The 16,043-nt window shown below is 74.7% G+C and carries 15 protein-coding genes and 1 pseudogene; 4 read left to right on the top strand and 12 right to left on the bottom strand.

Annotation, left to right across the window (positions count from 1 at the left end):
• Positions 1–96: 96 nt before the first annotated feature.
• Both KPL59_RS37480 and KPL59_RS09170 read right to left on the bottom strand, forming a co-directional pair.
• A pseudogene (locus KPL59_RS37480) lies at positions 97–336 on the bottom strand (VOC family protein); the annotation flags it as partial.
• Positions 337–467: 131 nt separating this feature from the next.
• Positions 468–758 (bottom strand): acylphosphatase, encoded by a 291-nt coding sequence (locus KPL59_RS09170; protein ID WP_226352497.1) that lies wholly within the window; start codon positions 756–758, stop codon positions 468–470.
• Positions 759–779: 21 nt separating this feature from the next.
• Between KPL59_RS09170 and KPL59_RS09165 the strand changes: the two genes are divergently transcribed.
• Positions 780–1,586 carry a CAP domain-containing protein gene (locus tag KPL59_RS09165; protein ID WP_226360526.1) on the top strand — a complete coding sequence of 269 codons (807 nt, stop codon included), beginning with the start codon at positions 780–782 and terminating at the stop codon, positions 1,584–1,586.
• 13 nt (positions 1,587–1,599) lie between these two features.
• Here KPL59_RS09165 and KPL59_RS09160 read toward each other — a convergent pair whose 3' ends face one another.
• From KPL59_RS09160 to kdpF, 6 genes are read right to left on the bottom strand one after another with little or no spacing between them, the layout of a single operon-like run.
• Positions 1,600–2,301 carry a response regulator gene (locus KPL59_RS09160; RefSeq protein WP_043275999.1) on the bottom strand — a complete coding sequence of 234 codons (702 nt, stop codon included), beginning with the start codon at positions 2,299–2,301 and terminating at the stop codon, positions 1,600–1,602.
• Positions 2,298–4,799: a DUF4118 domain-containing protein gene (locus KPL59_RS09155; protein ID WP_226360525.1), complete on the bottom strand. Its 2,502-nt coding sequence runs from the start codon at positions 4,797–4,799 to the stop codon at positions 2,298–2,300. Before KPL59_RS09155 ends, KPL59_RS09160 begins: the two co-directional genes overlap by 4 nt.
• A gap of 23 nt (positions 4,800–4,822) precedes the next feature.
• Entirely contained in the window at positions 4,823–5,431 is a 609-nt protein-coding gene (locus KPL59_RS09150; protein ID WP_226352500.1) for a potassium-transporting ATPase subunit C, read from the bottom strand.
• Positions 5,431–7,521: a potassium-transporting ATPase subunit KdpB gene (gene kdpB / locus KPL59_RS09145; protein ID WP_308187851.1), complete on the bottom strand. Its 2,091-nt coding sequence runs from the start codon at positions 7,519–7,521 to the stop codon at positions 5,431–5,433. The genes KPL59_RS09150 and kdpB overlap by 1 nt, the downstream gene beginning before the upstream one ends.
• Before the next feature lie 38 nt (positions 7,522–7,559).
• Positions 7,560–9,242: a potassium-transporting ATPase subunit KdpA gene (kdpA, locus tag KPL59_RS09140; RefSeq protein WP_226360524.1), complete on the bottom strand. Its 1,683-nt coding sequence runs from the start codon at positions 9,240–9,242 to the stop codon at positions 7,560–7,562.
• On the bottom strand, positions 9,242–9,340 hold the full coding sequence (kdpF, locus tag KPL59_RS09135) for a K(+)-transporting ATPase subunit F (RefSeq protein ID WP_020624320.1): 99 nt from the start codon (positions 9,338–9,340) through the stop codon (positions 9,242–9,244). Before kdpF ends, kdpA begins: the two co-directional genes overlap by 1 nt.
• A 349-nt stretch (positions 9,341–9,689) precedes the next feature.
• Between kdpF and KPL59_RS09130 the strand changes: the two genes are divergently transcribed.
• Positions 9,690–10,127 (top strand): hypothetical protein, encoded by a 438-nt coding sequence (locus KPL59_RS09130; protein ID WP_226352501.1) that lies wholly within the window; start codon positions 9,690–9,692, stop codon positions 10,125–10,127.
• Positions 10,128–10,169: 42 nt separating this feature from the next.
• On the top strand, positions 10,170–11,216 hold the full coding sequence (locus tag KPL59_RS09125) for a magnesium and cobalt transport protein CorA (RefSeq protein WP_226352502.1): 1,047 nt from the start codon (positions 10,170–10,172) through the stop codon (positions 11,214–11,216).
• 40 nt (positions 11,217–11,256) lie between these two features.
• Here the strand turns inward: KPL59_RS09125 and KPL59_RS09120 are convergent, their stop codons facing one another.
• Together KPL59_RS09120 and KPL59_RS09115 are read right to left on the bottom strand one after the other, a co-directional pair.
• A complete protein-coding gene (locus tag KPL59_RS09120; protein ID WP_226360523.1) occupies positions 11,257–12,498 on the bottom strand; it encodes a DUF1700 domain-containing protein in 1,242 nt (413 codons plus the stop codon).
• Positions 12,495–12,812, bottom strand: a complete 318-nt coding sequence (locus tag KPL59_RS09115; RefSeq protein ID WP_020624001.1) for a PadR family transcriptional regulator — start codon at positions 12,810–12,812, stop codon at positions 12,495–12,497. Before KPL59_RS09115 ends, KPL59_RS09120 begins: the two co-directional genes overlap by 4 nt.
• A gap of 228 nt (positions 12,813–13,040) precedes the next feature.
• Between KPL59_RS09115 and lysA the strand changes: the two genes are divergently transcribed.
• Entirely contained in the window at positions 13,041–14,375 is a 1,335-nt protein-coding gene (gene lysA, locus KPL59_RS09110) for a diaminopimelate decarboxylase (RefSeq protein WP_226352504.1), read from the top strand.
• A gap of 34 nt (positions 14,376–14,409) precedes the next feature.
• Here lysA and mutM read toward each other — a convergent pair whose 3' ends face one another.
• Together mutM and rnc are read right to left on the bottom strand one after the other, a co-directional pair.
• On the bottom strand, positions 14,410–15,288 hold the full coding sequence (mutM, locus tag KPL59_RS09105; protein WP_075333115.1) for a bifunctional DNA-formamidopyrimidine glycosylase/DNA-(apurinic or apyrimidinic site) lyase: 879 nt from the start codon (positions 15,286–15,288) through the stop codon (positions 14,410–14,412).
• Between the two features lie 5 nt (positions 15,289–15,293).
• On the bottom strand, positions 15,294–16,043 hold the full coding sequence (rnc, locus tag KPL59_RS09100; protein ID WP_020626226.1) for a ribonuclease III: 750 nt from the start codon (positions 16,041–16,043) through the stop codon (positions 15,294–15,296).

Genomic DNA, 16,043 nt, shown 5'->3' with positions numbered 1-16,043 from the left:
AGCCAGCGGACCCCGAACCGGTCGGTGAGCGGGCCGAACTCGTCGGCCCCACATCTGGTTCTCCATCGGGACGTCGACGACGCCGCCCTCGGCGAGCCCGGCGAAGAAGCCGCGCAGCTTCTCCGGTTCGTCGCCGGAGAGGCTGACCGAGATGCCCGAGGGTGCCCCGGTCGGGCGCTGCGGGTCACCGTCGGACGCCATCAGGGCGAACCCATCGGGGGTGCCGAGGTAGGAGTGCATCACGCCGTCCGGCGGCGGGACGGGACCCTCGGCCCCCATGTCACCGAAGGTCATGACCTGTAGCTCCCCGCCCAGCACGGACCGGTAGAACTCCATCGCCTCGCGCGCACGGCCGTCGAAGTGCAGGTACGGGTTCATCTGGACGGGCATCGGGACCTCCGGGGATCGGTGTCGGCAGCTTCGGTGTGGACACAGGTGTAGACCCCGGCACCGACAGAACTGAGCGGTCAGGCCTCGATGAACCCGGAGAATGCGCCGGACGGCTCAGCCCACTGCTCCGACACCGACGTCACCCGTCCCGGGGTGTCCCCGCCGCGCAGCAGCTCCAGCAGGCGCTCGCAGGAGGCGCGGTCACCCTCCGCGGTGACCGCGACCCGGCCGTCGGACAGGTTGCGGGCCTGGCCGACGAGGCCGAGCTCGAGCGCCCGCGACCGCGTCCACCAGCGGAAACCGACGCCCTGCACCTCCCCCTGGACCCATGCGATCAGCCGAACGGTCGAATCTGTGTTACCACTCACAGTGCTGATACGTTACCGGCCGTGACCCGACGACGCACACCGCGCGCCGCGAGCGCCGTGCTCGGCGGGGTGGGGGCCGGCGCCGTGCTGGCCATGGCCGCCCCGCTCGCCGCACCGGCGCTCACCGCGGCGGGCTGGACCGACGCCGAACGGGCCGGTGGACGGGCGTCCGACACCGTGCCCCTCCGGGCGGTCGGTGCCGCGTACGCGACGACGGCCCCGACCGGCACCGGTGCACGCCTCACGGTCGACGGCGCCCCCGTCGACGGCGCCGCGCTCGTCCGCGGCGCGCTCGCCGCGGCCCCGGCCGCACCGGGCTCCTCCGTCCGCACCGCACTCGACGCGCTCGCCGCGCACGAGGCCGCGGCCACCGCGGCCGCCGCGAGGACGACCGGCCCCGCCGCCGGCCAGGCCCCCGCGGCCCGCCCGGCGGCCCCGTCGGCGACAAGTGTCGTCGCGGGGCTGTCCGGTGAGCTCGCCCGGGTCGTCGCGCTGACCAACGCCGAGCGGGCCGCCGCGGGATGCGGTGCGCTGCGGGCCGACCCGCGGATCAGCGCGGCCGCCCAGGGCCACAGCGAGGACATGGCGGCCCAGGGCTACTTCGCCCACGACAGCCGCGACGGGCGCGACTTCGCCGACCGCATCACCGCGGCGGGCTACGCCTCCCCCGGCGCGGAGAACATCGCGATGGGACAGCCGGACGCGGCGACCGTGGTCGCGGACTGGATGGAGTCCCCCGGGCACCGGAAGAACATCCTCGACTGCTCGCTGACCACGATCGGCGTCGGGCTGGACGACGGCTACTGGACCCAGGACTTCGGCCGCTGAGGGACACCCCGCCTCAGCCGTCGAACCGGTACCCCATCCCCGCCTCGGTGATCAGGTACTTCGGCCGCGACGGCACCGGCTCCAGCTTGCGCCGCAGCTGGGCGAGGTAGACCCGCAGGTAGTGGGTCTCGGTGCCGTACTGCGGCCCCCAGACCTCGCGCAGCAGCCGCTTCTGCTCGACGAGCTTCCCGCGGTGGCGCACCAGCAGCTCCAGGATCCCCCATTCGGTCGGGGTCAGGTGCACCTCGGCGCCGTCGGCGCGCACGACCGTCTTGGCCGCCAGGTCGACGGTGAAGTCCGCGGTGGTCACCACGGCCTCGCCGTCGACGGACGACACCGCGGCGCGGCGCACGGCGGCCCGCAGCCGGGCCAGCAGCTCGGCCATCCCGAACGGCTTGGTGACGTAGTCGTCGGCGCCGGCGTCGAGCGCCCGCACCTTGTCGGTGGAGTCGGTGCGCGCGGACAGCACGATCACCGGCACCGTGCTCCAGCCGCGCAGCCCCTCGACGACCTCGGTGCCGTCGAGGTCGGGCAGCCCCAGGTCGAGCACGACGACGTCCGGGTGCCCGTCCGCGGCCACCCGCAGCGCCGCCGAGCCGTCCGCGGCGACGAGCACCGTGTAGCCGTGCGCGGTGAGGTTGATCCGCAGGGCCCGCAGGATCTGCGGGTCGTCGTCGACGACCAGCACCCGCACCCCGTTCCCGCCCCCGCTCATCGGGCCGCCCCCACCGGTGCGGCGGGCAGCGAGATGACCACGGTGAGACCGCCGCCCGGGGTGTCCTCCGCGGTCAGCTCGCCGCCCATCACCACGGTCAGCCCCTGCGCCACGGACAGGCCCAGGCCGAGCCCGGACGTCGCGGCGCGGTCACCGAGGCGCTGGAAGGCGGCGAACAGCGCGTCGCGTTCGCGCGGGGCGACACCGCGGCCCCGGTCGACGACGCGCAGCTCGACCCGGTCGGAGTAGGCGCTGGCGCGCAGGACCACCTCCGTCCCGCCGTGCCGCAGCGCGTTGTCGACGACGTTGGCGACCACCCGGTCGAGCAGGCCCGCGTCGGCGAGCACGTCGGGCAGGTCCTCGTCGATCTCGACCCTGACCCCGTCGGCGCCCTCCAGGCCGAGCAGCGCGGTGGCGGCCACCTCGTCGTAGCCGACCGGGGCGAGCAGCGGGGTCACCGCGCCCGCGGCGAGCCGGGAGGAGTCGAGCAGGTTGTCCACCAGGCCGGTGAGCCGGTCCGCGGACTCCTCGACGGTCGCCAGCAGCTCGGCGCGGTCGTCGGGCCCGAGCGGGAGGTGCTCGTCGCGCAGGCTGCCCGCGGCGGCCTTGATCGAGGTCAGCGGGCTGCGCAGGTCGTGTCCGACGGCGGAGAGCAGCGCTCCCCGGGTCTCGTTCGCGGCCGCGCGGCGCTCGGCGTCGGCGGCGCCCGCCTCGGCACGCTGCCCGCGCAGCGCCAGCAGCGCCTGCCCGCCGACGACCTCCAGCAGCCTGCGGTCGGCGGCGGGCAGGGCCCGGCCGGTCCCGACCAGGTGCAGACCCTCGTCGACGACGACGTCCACGTCGGCCTTCTCCGGCCGGTCGCACGCCCCGGCGTCGCCGGTGCACGCCACCCGGCGCCACACCCGGTCCTCGCCCTGCTCGAGCAGGGCCACCGACTGCAGCGCCCAGGTCTCGCGGACCCGGTCCAGCAGCCGCGGCAGCGGGTCGGACCGGGTCAGCACGGTCCGCGCGAACGACGCCAGCAGCGCCGCCTCGGCCCTGGCCCGCACCGCCTGCTCCGCGCGCCGGGCCGCCCGGTCGACGACGAGCGCCACCAGCACCCCCACCAGCAGCATCGTGGACACGGTGATGACGTTGCCGGGGTTGGCGATCGCGAGCGAGTACAGCGGCGGGGACAGGAAGAAGTTCAGCAGCAGCCCTCCGAGCAGCGCGGCGAGCAGCGCCGGACCGAGCCCGCCCGCCAGCGCGGCGAGCACGGTCGCGAGGAAGTAGAGGACGACGTCGGTGGACAGGTCCACCCAGTCGGTCAGCGCGATCCCGATCACGGTCGCCGCCGCGGGGGCGAGCACGGCGGTCGCCCAGCCGAGCGCCTGGCGCCCCGCCGGCAGCCCGTTGCGCAGCCTCGGCAGCCGCAGGGCCCGCCCGGCGGCGGAGTGGGTGACCATGTGCACGTCGATCGGTCCGGACTCCTGCACCACCCGCGCCCCGATGCCGGGGTCGAACACCCGGGCCAGCCGGGAGCGCCGGGAGGTGCCCAGCACCAGCTGGGTGGCGTTGGCCCCGCGGGCGAAGTCGAGCAGGGCGTCGTCGACGGACTCCCCGACGACGGTGTGGAAGCTCGCGCCGACCCCCTCGGCCATCCGCCGGACCCGGTCCGCGGCCCCGACACCGGTGGCGGCGAGGCCGTCGCCGCGCAGCACGTGCACCGCCATCAGGTCGGCGCCGCCGGAGCGTTTCGCGATCCGCGCTGCGCGGCGCAGCACGGTCTCGGACTCCCGGCCGCCGGTCAGCGCGACCACCACCCGCTCGCGGGTCTCCCACACGTCGGACACCTGCTGCTCGGTGCGGTAGCGGCGCAGCACCACGTCCACCTCGTCGGCGATCCACAGCAGCGCGAGCTCCCGCAGCGCGACGAGGTTGGGGACCCGGAAGTAGTGCGCCAGGGCGGCGTCGACGCGTTCGGGCGGGTAGACGTTGCCGTGCGCGAGCCTGCGGCGCAGCGCCTCCGGGGTGATGTCGACGATCTCGATCTGCTCGGCGCGGCGCACCACCTCGTCGGGGACGGTCTCCTGCTGGCGGGCCCCGGTGATGGTCTCGACGACGTCGCCGAGGGACTCCAGGTGCTGCACGTTGACCGTGGAGATCACGTCGATGCCGGCATCGAGCAGCTCCTCGACGTCCTGCCAGCGCTTGGCGTTGCGCGAGCCGGGCGCGTTGGTGTGGGCGAGCTCGTCGACCAGAGCGACCTGGGGGCGGCGGGCCAGCACCGCGTCGACGTCCATCTCGTGCAGCTCGGTGCCGCCGTGCAGGACGGTGCGCCGCGGCACCACCTCCAGTCCCTCGAGCAGCCCGGCGGTGCGCTCGCGGCCGTGGGTCTCGACGACGCCGACGACCACGTCGGCACCGCGGCCGACCCGCCGGTGGGCCTCGCCGAGCATGGCGAAGGTCTTCCCGACCCCGGGTGCAGCACCGAGATGGATGCGCAGTTCTCCCCTCACCCGGCCATTGTGGTCCCGCCCCACTACCGCGCGTCCCGCACGGACAGGTTGAGTTCGGTGACGTTCACCCTGGGCTCGCCGAGGAAGCCGAGGGTGCGGCCGCTGGTCGCGTCGGCGACCAGCTGTTCCACCCGGTCGAGCGACAGCCCGGTGACCCGGGCGACCCGCGGTGCCTGGAGCGCGGCGTAGGCCGGGCTGATGTCGGGGTCGAGCCCGGAGGCGGACGCGGTCACCGCGTCGGTGGGGACGGCGGCGGGCGCGACACCCTCCCGGGCGGCGATCACCGCGCGGCGCTGCTGCACCGTCTCCAGCAGCCCGGTGTCGAAGCCGCCCTTGTTGGACGCCCCGGAGGTCGTGGTGTCGGCCGGGCCGAGACCCAGGTCGGCCTCCGCGGTCGCCGAGGGCCGGGTGTGGAAGTACGGGTCGGCGGCCGGGTCGGCGGCGACCGGGTCGATCCCGATGAGCGACGAGCCGGTCCCGCCCGGCAGCACCGAGCCCTCCGCGGCGGTGGACAGCCCGGGGATCCGGGCGACCCCCCAGATCGCGAGCGGGTACACGATGCCGCACAGCACGGTCATGACGAGGAGCACGCGCAGACCGGTCGCGGTCTGGCGGCGCAGGGTGGTGAGCATCAGATCCCCGGGACGAAGCGGACGAGCAGGTCGATGAGGAAGATCCCGACGAACGGGGTGACGACCCCGCCGAGGCCGTAGATCAGCAGGTTCCGCCGCAGCAGCGACGCCGCCGACGACGGCCGGTACCGCACCCCGCGCAGCGCCAGCGGGATCAGCGCGACGATGACGAGCGCGTTGAAGATCACCGCGGACAGGATCGCGGACTCCGGCGTCGCCAGGCCCATCACGTTGAGCAGTCCGAGCGACGGGTACAGCGCGACGAACATCGCCGGCAGGATCGCGAAGTACTTCGCGAGGTCGTTGGCGACGGAGAACGTCGTCAGCGCGCCGCGGGTGATCAGCAGCTGCTTGCCGATCTCGACGATCTCGATGAGCTTGGTCGGGTCGGAGTCCAGGTCCACCATGTTCCCCGCCTCCTTGGCGGCGGAGGTTCCGGTGTTCATGGCGACGCCGACGTCGGCCTGGGCGAGCGCGGGCGCGTCGTTGGTGCCGTCACCGGTCATCGCGACGAGCCGGCCCCCCTCCTGCTCGCGGCGGATGTAGGCGAGCTTGTCCTCCGGGGTGGCCTCGGCGATGTGGTCGTCGACGCCGGCCTGCGCGGCGATCGCGGCCGCGGTGCGCGGGTTGTCGCCGGTGACCATGACGGTGCGGATGCCCATCGCGCGCAGCTCGGCGAACCGTTCGGACATGCCGGGTTTCACGACGTCGGACAGCTCGATGACGCCGAGCACCCGCCCGTCGGTGCCGGTCGGCCCGGAGGCCCTGGCGACGACCAGCGGGGTGCCGCCGCCGTCGGAGATGGTCTCCACCAGCCGGTCCACCTCGGCCCGGTCGCCCGCGTGGGCCCAGTCGAGGACCGCGGCCGCGGCGCCCTTGCGCACGACGCCGCCGGACAGGTCGATGCCCGACATCCGGGTCTGGGCGGTGAAGGGCACGAACTCGGCGACGGCCTCGGTCGCGTCGGCCTCGGGGGGCAGGCCGTGCTCGGCGGCGCAGAGCTCGACGATGCTGCGTCCCTCGGGGGTCTGGTCGGCGAGGCTGGACAGCCGCGCCGAGCGGGCCAGCTCGTCGAGGTCGGTGCCGCCGACCGGGTGCAGCGCGGTGGCGCGCCGGTTGCCGAAGGTGATGGTGCCGGTCTTGTCGAGCAGCAGGGTGTCGACGTCGCCCGCGGCCTCGACGGCGTGCCCGGAGGTGGCGAGCACGTTGCGCTGCACCAGCCGGTCCATCCCGGCGATGCCGATCGCCGACAGCAACGCGCCGATGGTGGTCGGGATGAGGCAGACCAGCAGCGCGGTGAGCACCAGCAGCGGCACCTGGGTGCCGGCGTAGGCGCTCATCGGCGCGATCGCGACGACGGCGAGCAGGAAGATGATCGTCAGCGCCGAGAGCAGGATGGTCAGCGCGATCTCGTTGGGGGTCTTCTGCCGGGCGGCGCCCTCGACCAGGGCGATCATCCGGTCGACGAAGGACTCCCCCGGCTTCGTCGTGATCCGCACGACGATCCGGTCCGACAGCACGGTGGTGCCGCCGGTGACGGCGCAGCGGTCGCCGCCCGCCTCCCGGATGACCGGTGCGGACTCGCCGGTGATGGCGGACTCGTCGACCGAGGCGATGCCGTGGACGACGTCGCCGTCACCGGGGATCGTCTCCCCCGCCTCGACGACGACCAGGTCGCCGAGCGTCAGCGTGGCGCCGGGCACCTGCTCCTCGGCCGCGGCCGGGTCGGCCGGGTCGGTGCCCAGCAGGCGGCGGGCGACGGTGTCGCGCTGGGTGGCGCGCAGCGACGCGGCCTGGGCCTTGCCCCGTCCCTCGGCGACGGCCTCGGCGAGGTTGGCGAACAGCACGGTGAACCAGAGCCACACCGCGACGAGCACCGCGAATACGCTCGGGTCGGCGACGGCGAGCACCGTGACCAGCACGGACCCGACCCAGACGACGAACATGACCGGGTTGCGGGCCTGCACGCGCGGGTCGAGCTTGCGCAGTGCCTCGGGCAGGGCGGCCAGGAGCTGGCGCGGCGCGAACGCCCCGGCGGCGACAGGCGCCGCGCTCTGCGGCGCCGCCTGCGGCTCGGTCGTCACGGACACGGATTCCTCCGACTCGGCACGGTGGTGGTGGGTGGCGGTCACGACAGGGCCTCGGCGATCGGGCCGAGCGCGAGCGCCGGGAAGAAGGTCAGCGCCGACACCAGCAGCACGGTGCCGCCGACCAGGCCGGCGAACAGCGGCCCGTCGGTCGGGAGGGTCCCGGCACCGGCCGGGACGCGGCGCTGGCGGGCCAGCGAGCCGGCGAGCGCCAGCACCGCCAGCATCGGCACGAACCGTCCGAAGAGCATGGCCAGCCCCAGACCGGCCTGGAAGAAGTCGCTGGTCGCGGTGAGCCCGCCGAATGCGGAGCCGTTGTTGTTGGCCGCGGAGGCCCAGGCGTAGAGGACCTCGGAGAAGCCGTGCGCCCCCGAGTTGCCCAGCGCGTCGGCGGTGCCCGGCAGCGCGATGGCCAGGCCCGCGCCGATGAGGACGAACGCCGGCATGACCAGGATCGACACGGCGGCGTAGGTGATCTCGCGCCGGCCGAGCTTCTTGCCCAGGTACTCCGGGGTGCGCCCGACCATCAGCCCGGCCAGGAACACCGCGATGACCGCGAGGACCAGCAGGCCGTAGAGCCCGGAGCCGACGCCGCCGGGTGCGACCTCGCCGAGCAGCATGTTCAGCAGCGCGACGCCACCGCCCGCGCCGGTGAGGCTGTCGTGGGTGGAGTTCACCGCGCCGGTGGACGTGCCCGTGGTGGACACGACGAACAGTGCGGAGCCGGGGATGCCGAACCGCACCTCCTTGCCCTCCATCGCCCCGCCCGCGGCGAGCGCGGCCGGGCCGTTGGGGTGCAGCTCGGCCAGCCAAGTCGCGGCGAGGAACAGCGCCCACAGCCCGCCCATGACCGACAGCAGCACGACGCCCTGGCGGACCCGTCCGACCAGCACGCCGAACGTGCGGGTCAGCGCGACCGGGATCACGAGCATCAGGAAGATCTCGAGCAGGTTCGACAGCGGGCTCGGGTTCTCGAAGGGGTGCGCGGAGTTGGCGTTGAGGATGCCGCCGCCGTTGGTGCCGAGCTCCTTGACCGCCTCCTGCGAGGCGGCCGGGGCGAGCGCCAGGGTGTGGGTGCTGCCGTCGACCGTCGTCACGTCGACGCCCGATCGCAGCGACTGCACCACCCCGGTGGCGACGAGCACGACCGCGGCGACGGCGGCGAGCGGCAGCAGGATCCGGACGACGCCGCGGGTCAGGTCGACCCAGAAGTTCCCGATCCGGCCCCCCTCGTCGTCGCCGGTCGCGCCGTGGGCCACGAAACCGCGGACCAGCGCGATCGCGACCGCCATGCCGACGGCGGCGGACACGACGTTCTGCACGGTCAGCCCGGCCATCTGCACGGTGTGGCCGAGCACCTGCTCGGGCACGTAGGACTGCCAGTTCGTGTTGGTCACGAACGACACCGCGGTGTTGAACGCCATCGCCGGGGACACCGAGGCGGCGCCGTCGGTGCCGCGGCCGAAGCCGAGCGGGAGGAAGGCCTGCAGCCGCTGCATCAGGTACAGCAGCACGATCGAGACGAACGAGAAGCCCAGCACGCCCGCGGCGTAGGTCGTCCAGCGCTGCGTGGACGTGGCGTCGATGCGGCAGATCCGGTAGACGAGCCGCTCGATCCGCCAGTGCCGGGTGTCGGTGTAGACCCGCGCCATCCAGTCGCCCAGCGGCTTCCAGGTCACGGCGAGCAGCGCCACCAGCGCCGCCGCCTGCGCGAGCCCGGCCATCAGAACCGCTCCGGGCGGAGCAGCGCGATGACCAGGTACACCAGCAGGCCCAGGGCGAGCAGGCCCCCGGCCGCGTTCTCGACGACGGTCGCGATCACAGCTTCTCCATCCCGCGCAGGGTGAGCGCGAGGACGGCGAAGGACGCCACCAGCAACGCGATGTAGGCCAGGTCGGCCACGGGACTCTCCTCGGTCGTGCTCACCCGCCGGGGATCTCCGGCGGGCCGCCGGGGATCGTGCGCCGAACGAGGTCCCCCCGGACCGGTCGATGACGGCGGATTGACGCCCACCGGCTCCCGCGTTGACGCGTTCTTGACGCCCGGTGGTGGCCATCACGTCCCCCGGACGGGCGGTCGGTCTCAGGAACCCGTCAACACACGCGTGTGACGACGCCAACACCGCGTCAGGAGCCCGGCCGGCGGCCCACCGGGGGCGCACGCTCCCGCGCATGCTGCAGCGCCGCCCCGCCCGTCCGGTCCCGCCGCCGCCCCTGACCGGGGGCGCCGGCTTCGTCGCGGGGATCGCCGCCGGTGTCGCCGCGGGCCTGACCGGCGGCGTCGCGGCCCTCGCCGGTGCGGGGCCTGGCGGCTCCGCCGCGGCCGCGGTCGTGGTCGCCGGGGTGGGAACCGTGCTCCTGGCCGCCGCGACGACGGCGGTGGGCGCACTCGCCGTCGCCGTGGTCTGCTGGGGGTTCAGCGACGGCTTCGGCCTGCGCCACCTGGCCGAGCTGCACCTCGCGGGCCCGGACCTGTGGCTGCTGGCGGTGCTGCTCGGGGCCGCGCTGCTCACCCGTGCCGCGACGGTCGCACCGTCGGCGGTGGCGCGTCGGCGGCCCGCTCGTCGTCGCACGGTTGCGGACCGCACCGCTGGATACCCTTCCCGGTGACGGCCGGGGCGCTCCCCGGCCGGGACCGGAGGAGGCCCACGCATGTCCGTGATCGACAACGCGGTCTACGTCGACGGCAAGCGCGCCGCGGCGCCGGAGTCCGTCGACAGCGCGGTCGAGGTGATGCAGGGCTGCCGCGCCGACCACGGCGAGGGGGCCACGGCGTTCTGCTGGATCGGGATGCTGCGCCCGGACGTCGAGGAGCTCCACCAGGTCGCGGACGAGTTCGACCTCCACTCGCTCGCGATCGAGGACACCGTCAACGCCCACCAGCGCCCGAAGCTGGAGCGCTACGGCCGCACCGAGTTCGTGGTGCTGCGCCCCGCCCGCTACGTCGACGCCGACGAGGTCGTGGAGATCGGCGAGGTCCACCTGTTCCTCGGACCCGACTTCGTGATCACCGTGCGGCACGCCGTCGAGCCGCAGCTCAGCGAGGTCCGCGACCGGCTGGAGAACGACCCCGAGCTGCTCGCGCACGGCCCGATGGCGGTGCTCTACGCGGTGCTCGACCGGGTCGTCGACGACTACTTCCCCGTCCTCGACGGCCTGCAGGACGACATCGACGGGATCGAGGAGGAGGTGTTCCGCGGCGACCCGAACGTGTCGCGGCGCATCTACCAGCTGACCCGGCAGGTCATCGCGTTCCAGCGGGCCGTCGAGCCGCTGCAGGAGATCTTCATCGAGCTGCGGGCCCGGTTCGCCAAGTCCGGCGACGCCCCGGACCTGGAGCTGCGCCGCGCGATGCGCGACGTGATCGACCACGCGACCCGGGTCCGGGAGCGCGTCGAGGGTTTCCGGGACCTGCTCGGCAACATCCTCACCGTCAACTCGACGCTCGTCGCGCAGCGCCAGAACGAGGAGATGACCCGGCTCACCGAGGCGGGCTACGCGCAGAACGAGCAGATGAAGCGGGTGTCGTCGTGGGCGGCGATCCTGTTCGCGCCGACCCTGATCGCCGGCATCTACGGCATGAACTTCGACGAGATGCCGGAGCTGCACTGGGCCCTGGGCTACCCGATGGCCATCGGGCTGATGCTGCTGCTCGGCCTCGTGCTGTACGTGGCGTTCAAGCACAACGACTGGCTGTGAGGGCCGGGCGCCCACCCCCCGTGGGCGCCCGGCCCCGGCGTCAGCCCGTCGTGGTCGGCGCGGCCGGCACCGGCACGGTCGACTGCGCGGTCGACGGGGCGGTCGACGGGGCGGTCGACGGGGCGGTCGACGGGGCGGCCGGCGCGCTCGTCGGACGGGGCGCCGTGGTCTGCGGGATCGTCACGACCAGTGGCTGCGGCGGCCGGGTCACGCAGCGCCCGGTCGTCGGGTCGGTCGTGCGGACGCCCCGCGGGTACGGCCCGGGCGCCGGCGGGGTGGACGTGGTGGCATACCGCTCGTCGACCCCCTCGTCGACGCAGGAGTGGTCGTCGACCGCGAGCGGGCGGCCGTTCTCGTCGAACAGGTACACATCGCTCAGCGGCCTCCCCTTCGCGTCGAAGGGCCGCACGTCGGCCACGGTGGTGCCGTCGAGGCTCAGCCCCGGCGGGGTCGAGTAGGACACCGCGTCCCCGGTGCGGTCCTGCCCCTGCGTCAGCACCGCGGCCACCAGCAGTCCCACCGCGAACGCGTTGAGCGGTACGACGGCCCACAGCAGCCGCCGGTCGGCCGCACTGCGCCGGCCGAGCAGCACCGACAGCGGCACCGAGGGCACGGCGAGGACCAGCGCCGTCACCAGCCCGGCGGACCCGCCGCCGCCGAACGCCCACCCGATGAACCCGGCCGCGACCAGGGCGCGCAGCACCCACCAGCCGGGTTGCAACGACACGAGGAACCCCGTGGCGCCGCCGTCGGTACGGGCCCGGTCCAGCCGCTCCCGCAGCGCGACCGCCGACGGCAGCGCCGCGGTGCGCGGCAGCGCGGGTCCCTCGGACCAGACGGTTACGAATCCCGCACCGGCGGTCACCGCCGCGACGAACACCAGCAGCGCCGTCCGGTCCCCGAGCTTCCACAGCACCGATCCGGCCCAGAGCATGAAGAACGCGGCGACGACGAGTGCGGCCACGGCGACCCACGACGTGGCGGCCCGCCCGCGTGGCGCGGGTGCCTGCCGGGCCGGGTAGCCCGCCGCGGTGCGCAGCTCCGCCGCGTAGGCCTCCGGCGTGCCGAGACGGTCGCGGACCGCGGCCCGGTCGAAGGCGGGGCCCAGCTCGTCGGAGAGGTCGGCGAGGTGGCCCCGCGCGTCCTCGACGATCTCCTCGACCTCCGCCGGCGGCAGGTCGGACAGCGCCTCCCGCAGCCCGAGCAGGTACTCGATGCCGACCGGGTCACCGATCCGGGTCGTGGCGGCGCCGTCGGGGCCGCCGGTGCTCTCGGTGCTCACGTGCCCACCAGGCCTTCCATCGTGGTGGCGAACGCACGCCACCGGTCGGTCGTCTCCCGCAGCCGGACCCGGCCCGGTTCGTTGATCGCGTAGTACTTGCGGTGCGGCCCCTCCTCGCTGGGGACCACGTACGAGGTCAGCAGGCCCGCGCCGTAGAGCCGGCGCAGCGTGCCGTAGACCGAGGCGTCCCCCACCTCGGCGAGGCCGGCGCCGCGCAGGGCCCGGACGACCTCGTAGCCGTATCCGTCCGCGCGGTCCAGGACCGCGAGCACCGCGAGGTCGAGCACTCCCTTGAGCAGCTGGCTGGTGTCCATCGCACCTCCTTACGCATCGCAGACTACTACGCGATGCGCAGTAGTCTGCGCACCGCTGCACCGGGCGCGTGTCGAGCCGGGTGTCGGAGCCGGGTGTCAACGGGCCGCCAGTCCTGCGCCGGACGGCGTCAGGGGGGCGTAGCGACGGCGGACGCGCGCGGCCCCGCGGGGCGACAACGGAGGGGCACGGCGCCCGCACCGGGCGCCCGCGACCAAGGAGTCATTCCGGTGACCCTCGCCGACCTGCTCCCCTCCCTCCGCCCGACGCTCGCCGCCCGCCTCGAGCCGGGCCTGTGGCCGGTCACGACCCGCACGACCTCCGACGGCGCCCTGCAGATCGGCGGGGTCGACCTCACCGAGCTCGCCGCCCGCTTCGGCACCCCGGTGCAGGTGCTCGACACCGCCGACGTCCGCGCCCGCTGCCGTGCCTACCGGGCCGCGCTGCCCGACGCCGAGATCGTCTACGCCGGCAAGGCGTTCCTCTGCCGCGGGATGGCCCGCCTGGTCGCCGACGAGGGCTGCTCGGTCGACGCGTGCTCCGGCGGCGAGGTCGCGGTGGCCGCGGCCGCGGGGCTGCCCGGTGACCGCATCGTGCTGCACGGCACCGTCAAGACCGACGAGGACCTGAAGGCGGCGTTCGCCGCGGGCGTCGGGCGGATCGTGCTGGACTCGGCGGCGGAGGTCGACCGGATCGCCGCGCTCGCGCCGCGCCGGCAGAAGGTGCTGCTGCGGATCAGCCCGGACGTCGACGCCGGCACCCACCCGGGGCTCACCACCGGCACCGCGTCGTCGTGGTTCGGGATGCCGCCCGCCGAGGCGCTGGAGGTCGCCGGACGGGTACTGGCCCGCCCCGAGCTGGAGCTGGCCGGGCTGCACTGCCATCTCGGCTCGCAGGTGCCGTCGGTGTCGCGCTACGAGCGGGCCGCGGTCCGCATGGTGGGCGTGATCGCGGCGCTGCGTGCGCGGTACGGGGTCACCGTCGCCGAGCTGGACCTGGGCGGCGGGCACGCGGTCGGCTACGCCGAGGGCGAGCCCTGCCTGGACCCGGCGATCTTCGGCCGGGCCGTGCGGGGCACCCTGGCCCGGGCCTGCGCGGCGCACGGCATCGACGAGCCGCGGCTGCTCGTCGAGCCGGGGCGCGCGATCGTCGCCCGGGCCGGGGTGACGCTCTACCGGGTCGGCGCGGTGCAGCGCTGCGGCGACGGCCGCACCACCGTGCTGGTCGACGGCGGCATGAGCGACGACCCCCGCCCCGCCCTCTACGGCGCCCGCTACCCGGTCCGGCTCGTCGGGCGCGCCACCCGGGCACCACTGGAGTCGGTCCGCGTGGCGGGGCGGCACTGCGAGTCCTCCGACGTGATCGCCGACGGCGTCCGGCTGCCCGCCGACGTCGCCCCCGGGGACCTGCTGGCGGTGCCGGTGTCCGGCGCGTACCACGCCTCGATGGCCTCGACGTACAACCAGGTCCCGCGCCCGCCGGTGGTCGCCGTCGCCGCGGGGGCGTCGCTGCCGCTGCTGCGCCGCGACACCCCGGAGGACCTGCTGCGCCGCGACTGCTCCTGAGGCCCCGCGCCGGTCGGCGCCCGGTCAGCGCCGGTCAGCGGCGGGGCCGTGGGGCCGGCTGGCACCGCGGGCAGGTGAACGACGAACGGTTCATGAACGCGTCCCGGCGGATCGGGGTGCCGCAGCGACGGCACGCCCGGTCCGCCTGGCCGTAGACGTTCAGGGAGCGGTCGAAGTAGCCCGAGGCGCCGTTGACGTTGACGTACAGCGCGTCGAAGGAGGTGCCGCCCTGGGCGAGCGCCTCGTGCATGACGGTCGTCGCGGCGTCGAGGACGGTGTGGCCCTGGGCCCGGGTCAGCTTCTCGGTGGGCCGGGTGCCGTGCAGCCGGGCCCGCCAGAGCGCCTCGTCGGCGTAGATGTTGCCGATCCCGGAGACGACGGTCTGGTCGAGCAGCGCCCGCTTGACCTCGGTGCGACGGCGACGCATCGCCGCGACGGCGTCGTCGGCCGAGAACGCCGGGTCCATCGGGTCGCGGGCGATGTGGGCGACCGGCTCGGGCACCAGGCCGCCGCCCGCGGCCGCGGCGAGGGGGTGCACCGACAGCCCGCCGAAGGTGCGCTGGTCGACGAAGCGGAGCTCGGGGCCGTCGTCGTCGAACCGGACGCGGACCCGCAGGTGCTTCTCGTCGGGCGCGTCCGGGGGTTCGACGAGCATCTGCCCGGACATGCCCAGGTGCGCGAGCAGCGCGTCGTCGCCGGGGCCGGCGGTGTCCAGCTCCAGCCAGAGGTACTTGCCGCGCCGGGCGGCCGCGGACAGCGTGCGCCCGGCCAGCCGGGCGGTGAAGTCGTCCGCCCCGGTGGGGTGCCGGCGCACCGCGCGCGGATGCAGGACCTCGACGCGCGCGATCCGCCGGTCCAGCACGTGGTCGGCGAGGCCGCGGCGGACGACCTCGACCTCGGGCAGTTCCGGCATCGCGGCTACCGCCCGGAGCCGGCACTCTCGTCGGACAGCGCGTGCCAGGCGATCTCGGCCGCCTTCTGCTCGGCCTCCTTCTTGGTGCGTCCCGCGCCGCTGCCGAGGTCACGACCCCCGACGACGGCCGTCGCGGTGAACACCTTCAGGTGGTCCGGGCCCTCCTCGTCGATCCGGTACTCGGGCACACCGTGCCCGCCGGCGGCGGTGAGCTCCTGCAGGCTGGTCTTCCAGTCCAGGCCCGCGCCGAGCAACGGGGCACTGTGCAGCAGGTCCGCGAACAGCCGGTGGATCAGCTCACGGGACGGCTCGAGGCCGTGCGCGAGGTACACCGCGCCGAGCAGCGCCTCGGTGGCGTCGGCCAGGATGCTGGCCTTCGACCGGCCACCGGTCAGCTCCTCACCGCGCCCCAGGTAGAGGTACGCGCCGAGGCCGTGCGGCACACCGTCCGGTGTGGGCAACGCCACGGCGACGGTGGCGAGCGCGTGCATGTTGACCACGCTCGCGCGCAGCTTCGCCAGCTGCCCCTCGGGGAGGTCCGGGTGGTCCCGGTACAGCCGCTCGGTGATCACGATCGACAGCACCGAGTCGCCCAGGAACTCCAGGCGCTCGTTGGTCGGCAGTCCACCGTGCTCGTAGGCGTAGGACCGGTGGGTCAGCGCCAGCGTGAGCAGCGTCTCGTCCAGGTCCACACCGAGTGCGGACAGCAGAGGTGACCGGTCCGTCACCGGACCGGTCACACTCTTGTCGCCCAC

It is taken from the genome of Pseudonocardia sp. ICBG1142 (genome assembly GCF_020496255.1).
GTDB lineage: Bacteria > Actinomycetota > Actinomycetes > Mycobacteriales > Pseudonocardiaceae > Pseudonocardia.
The sequence above is the reverse complement of the archived record's forward strand: the minus strand, read 5'-3'. Positions and strand labels throughout refer to the sequence as shown.

What these genes read in the sequence shown, in the direction of transcription:
- KPL59_RS09160 (WP_043275999.1), bottom strand. Translation starts at nt 2,301, where the DNA reads ATGAGCGGGGGCGGGAACGGGGTGCGGGTGCTGGTCGTCGACGACGAC.
- KPL59_RS09150 (WP_226352500.1), bottom strand. Translation starts at nt 5,431, where the DNA reads ATGCTCACCACCCTGCGCCGCCAGACCGCGACCGGTCTGCGCGTGCTC.
- KPL59_RS09125 (WP_226352502.1), top strand. Translation starts at nt 10,170, where the DNA reads ATGTCCGTGATCGACAACGCGGTCTACGTCGACGGCAAGCGCGCCGCG.
- KPL59_RS09115 (WP_020624001.1), bottom strand. Translation starts at nt 12,812, where the DNA reads ATGGACACCAGCCAGCTGCTCAAGGGAGTGCTCGACCTCGCGGTGCTC.
- KPL59_RS09130 (WP_226352501.1), top strand. Translation starts at nt 9,690, where the DNA reads ATGCTGCAGCGCCGCCCCGCCCGTCCGGTCCCGCCGCCGCCCCTGACC.
- kdpA (WP_226360524.1), bottom strand. Translation starts at nt 9,242, where the DNA reads ATGGCCGGGCTCGCGCAGGCGGCGGCGCTGGTGGCGCTGCTCGCCGTG.
- mutM (WP_075333115.1), bottom strand. Translation starts at nt 15,288, where the DNA reads ATGCCGGAACTGCCCGAGGTCGAGGTCGTCCGCCGCGGCCTCGCCGAC.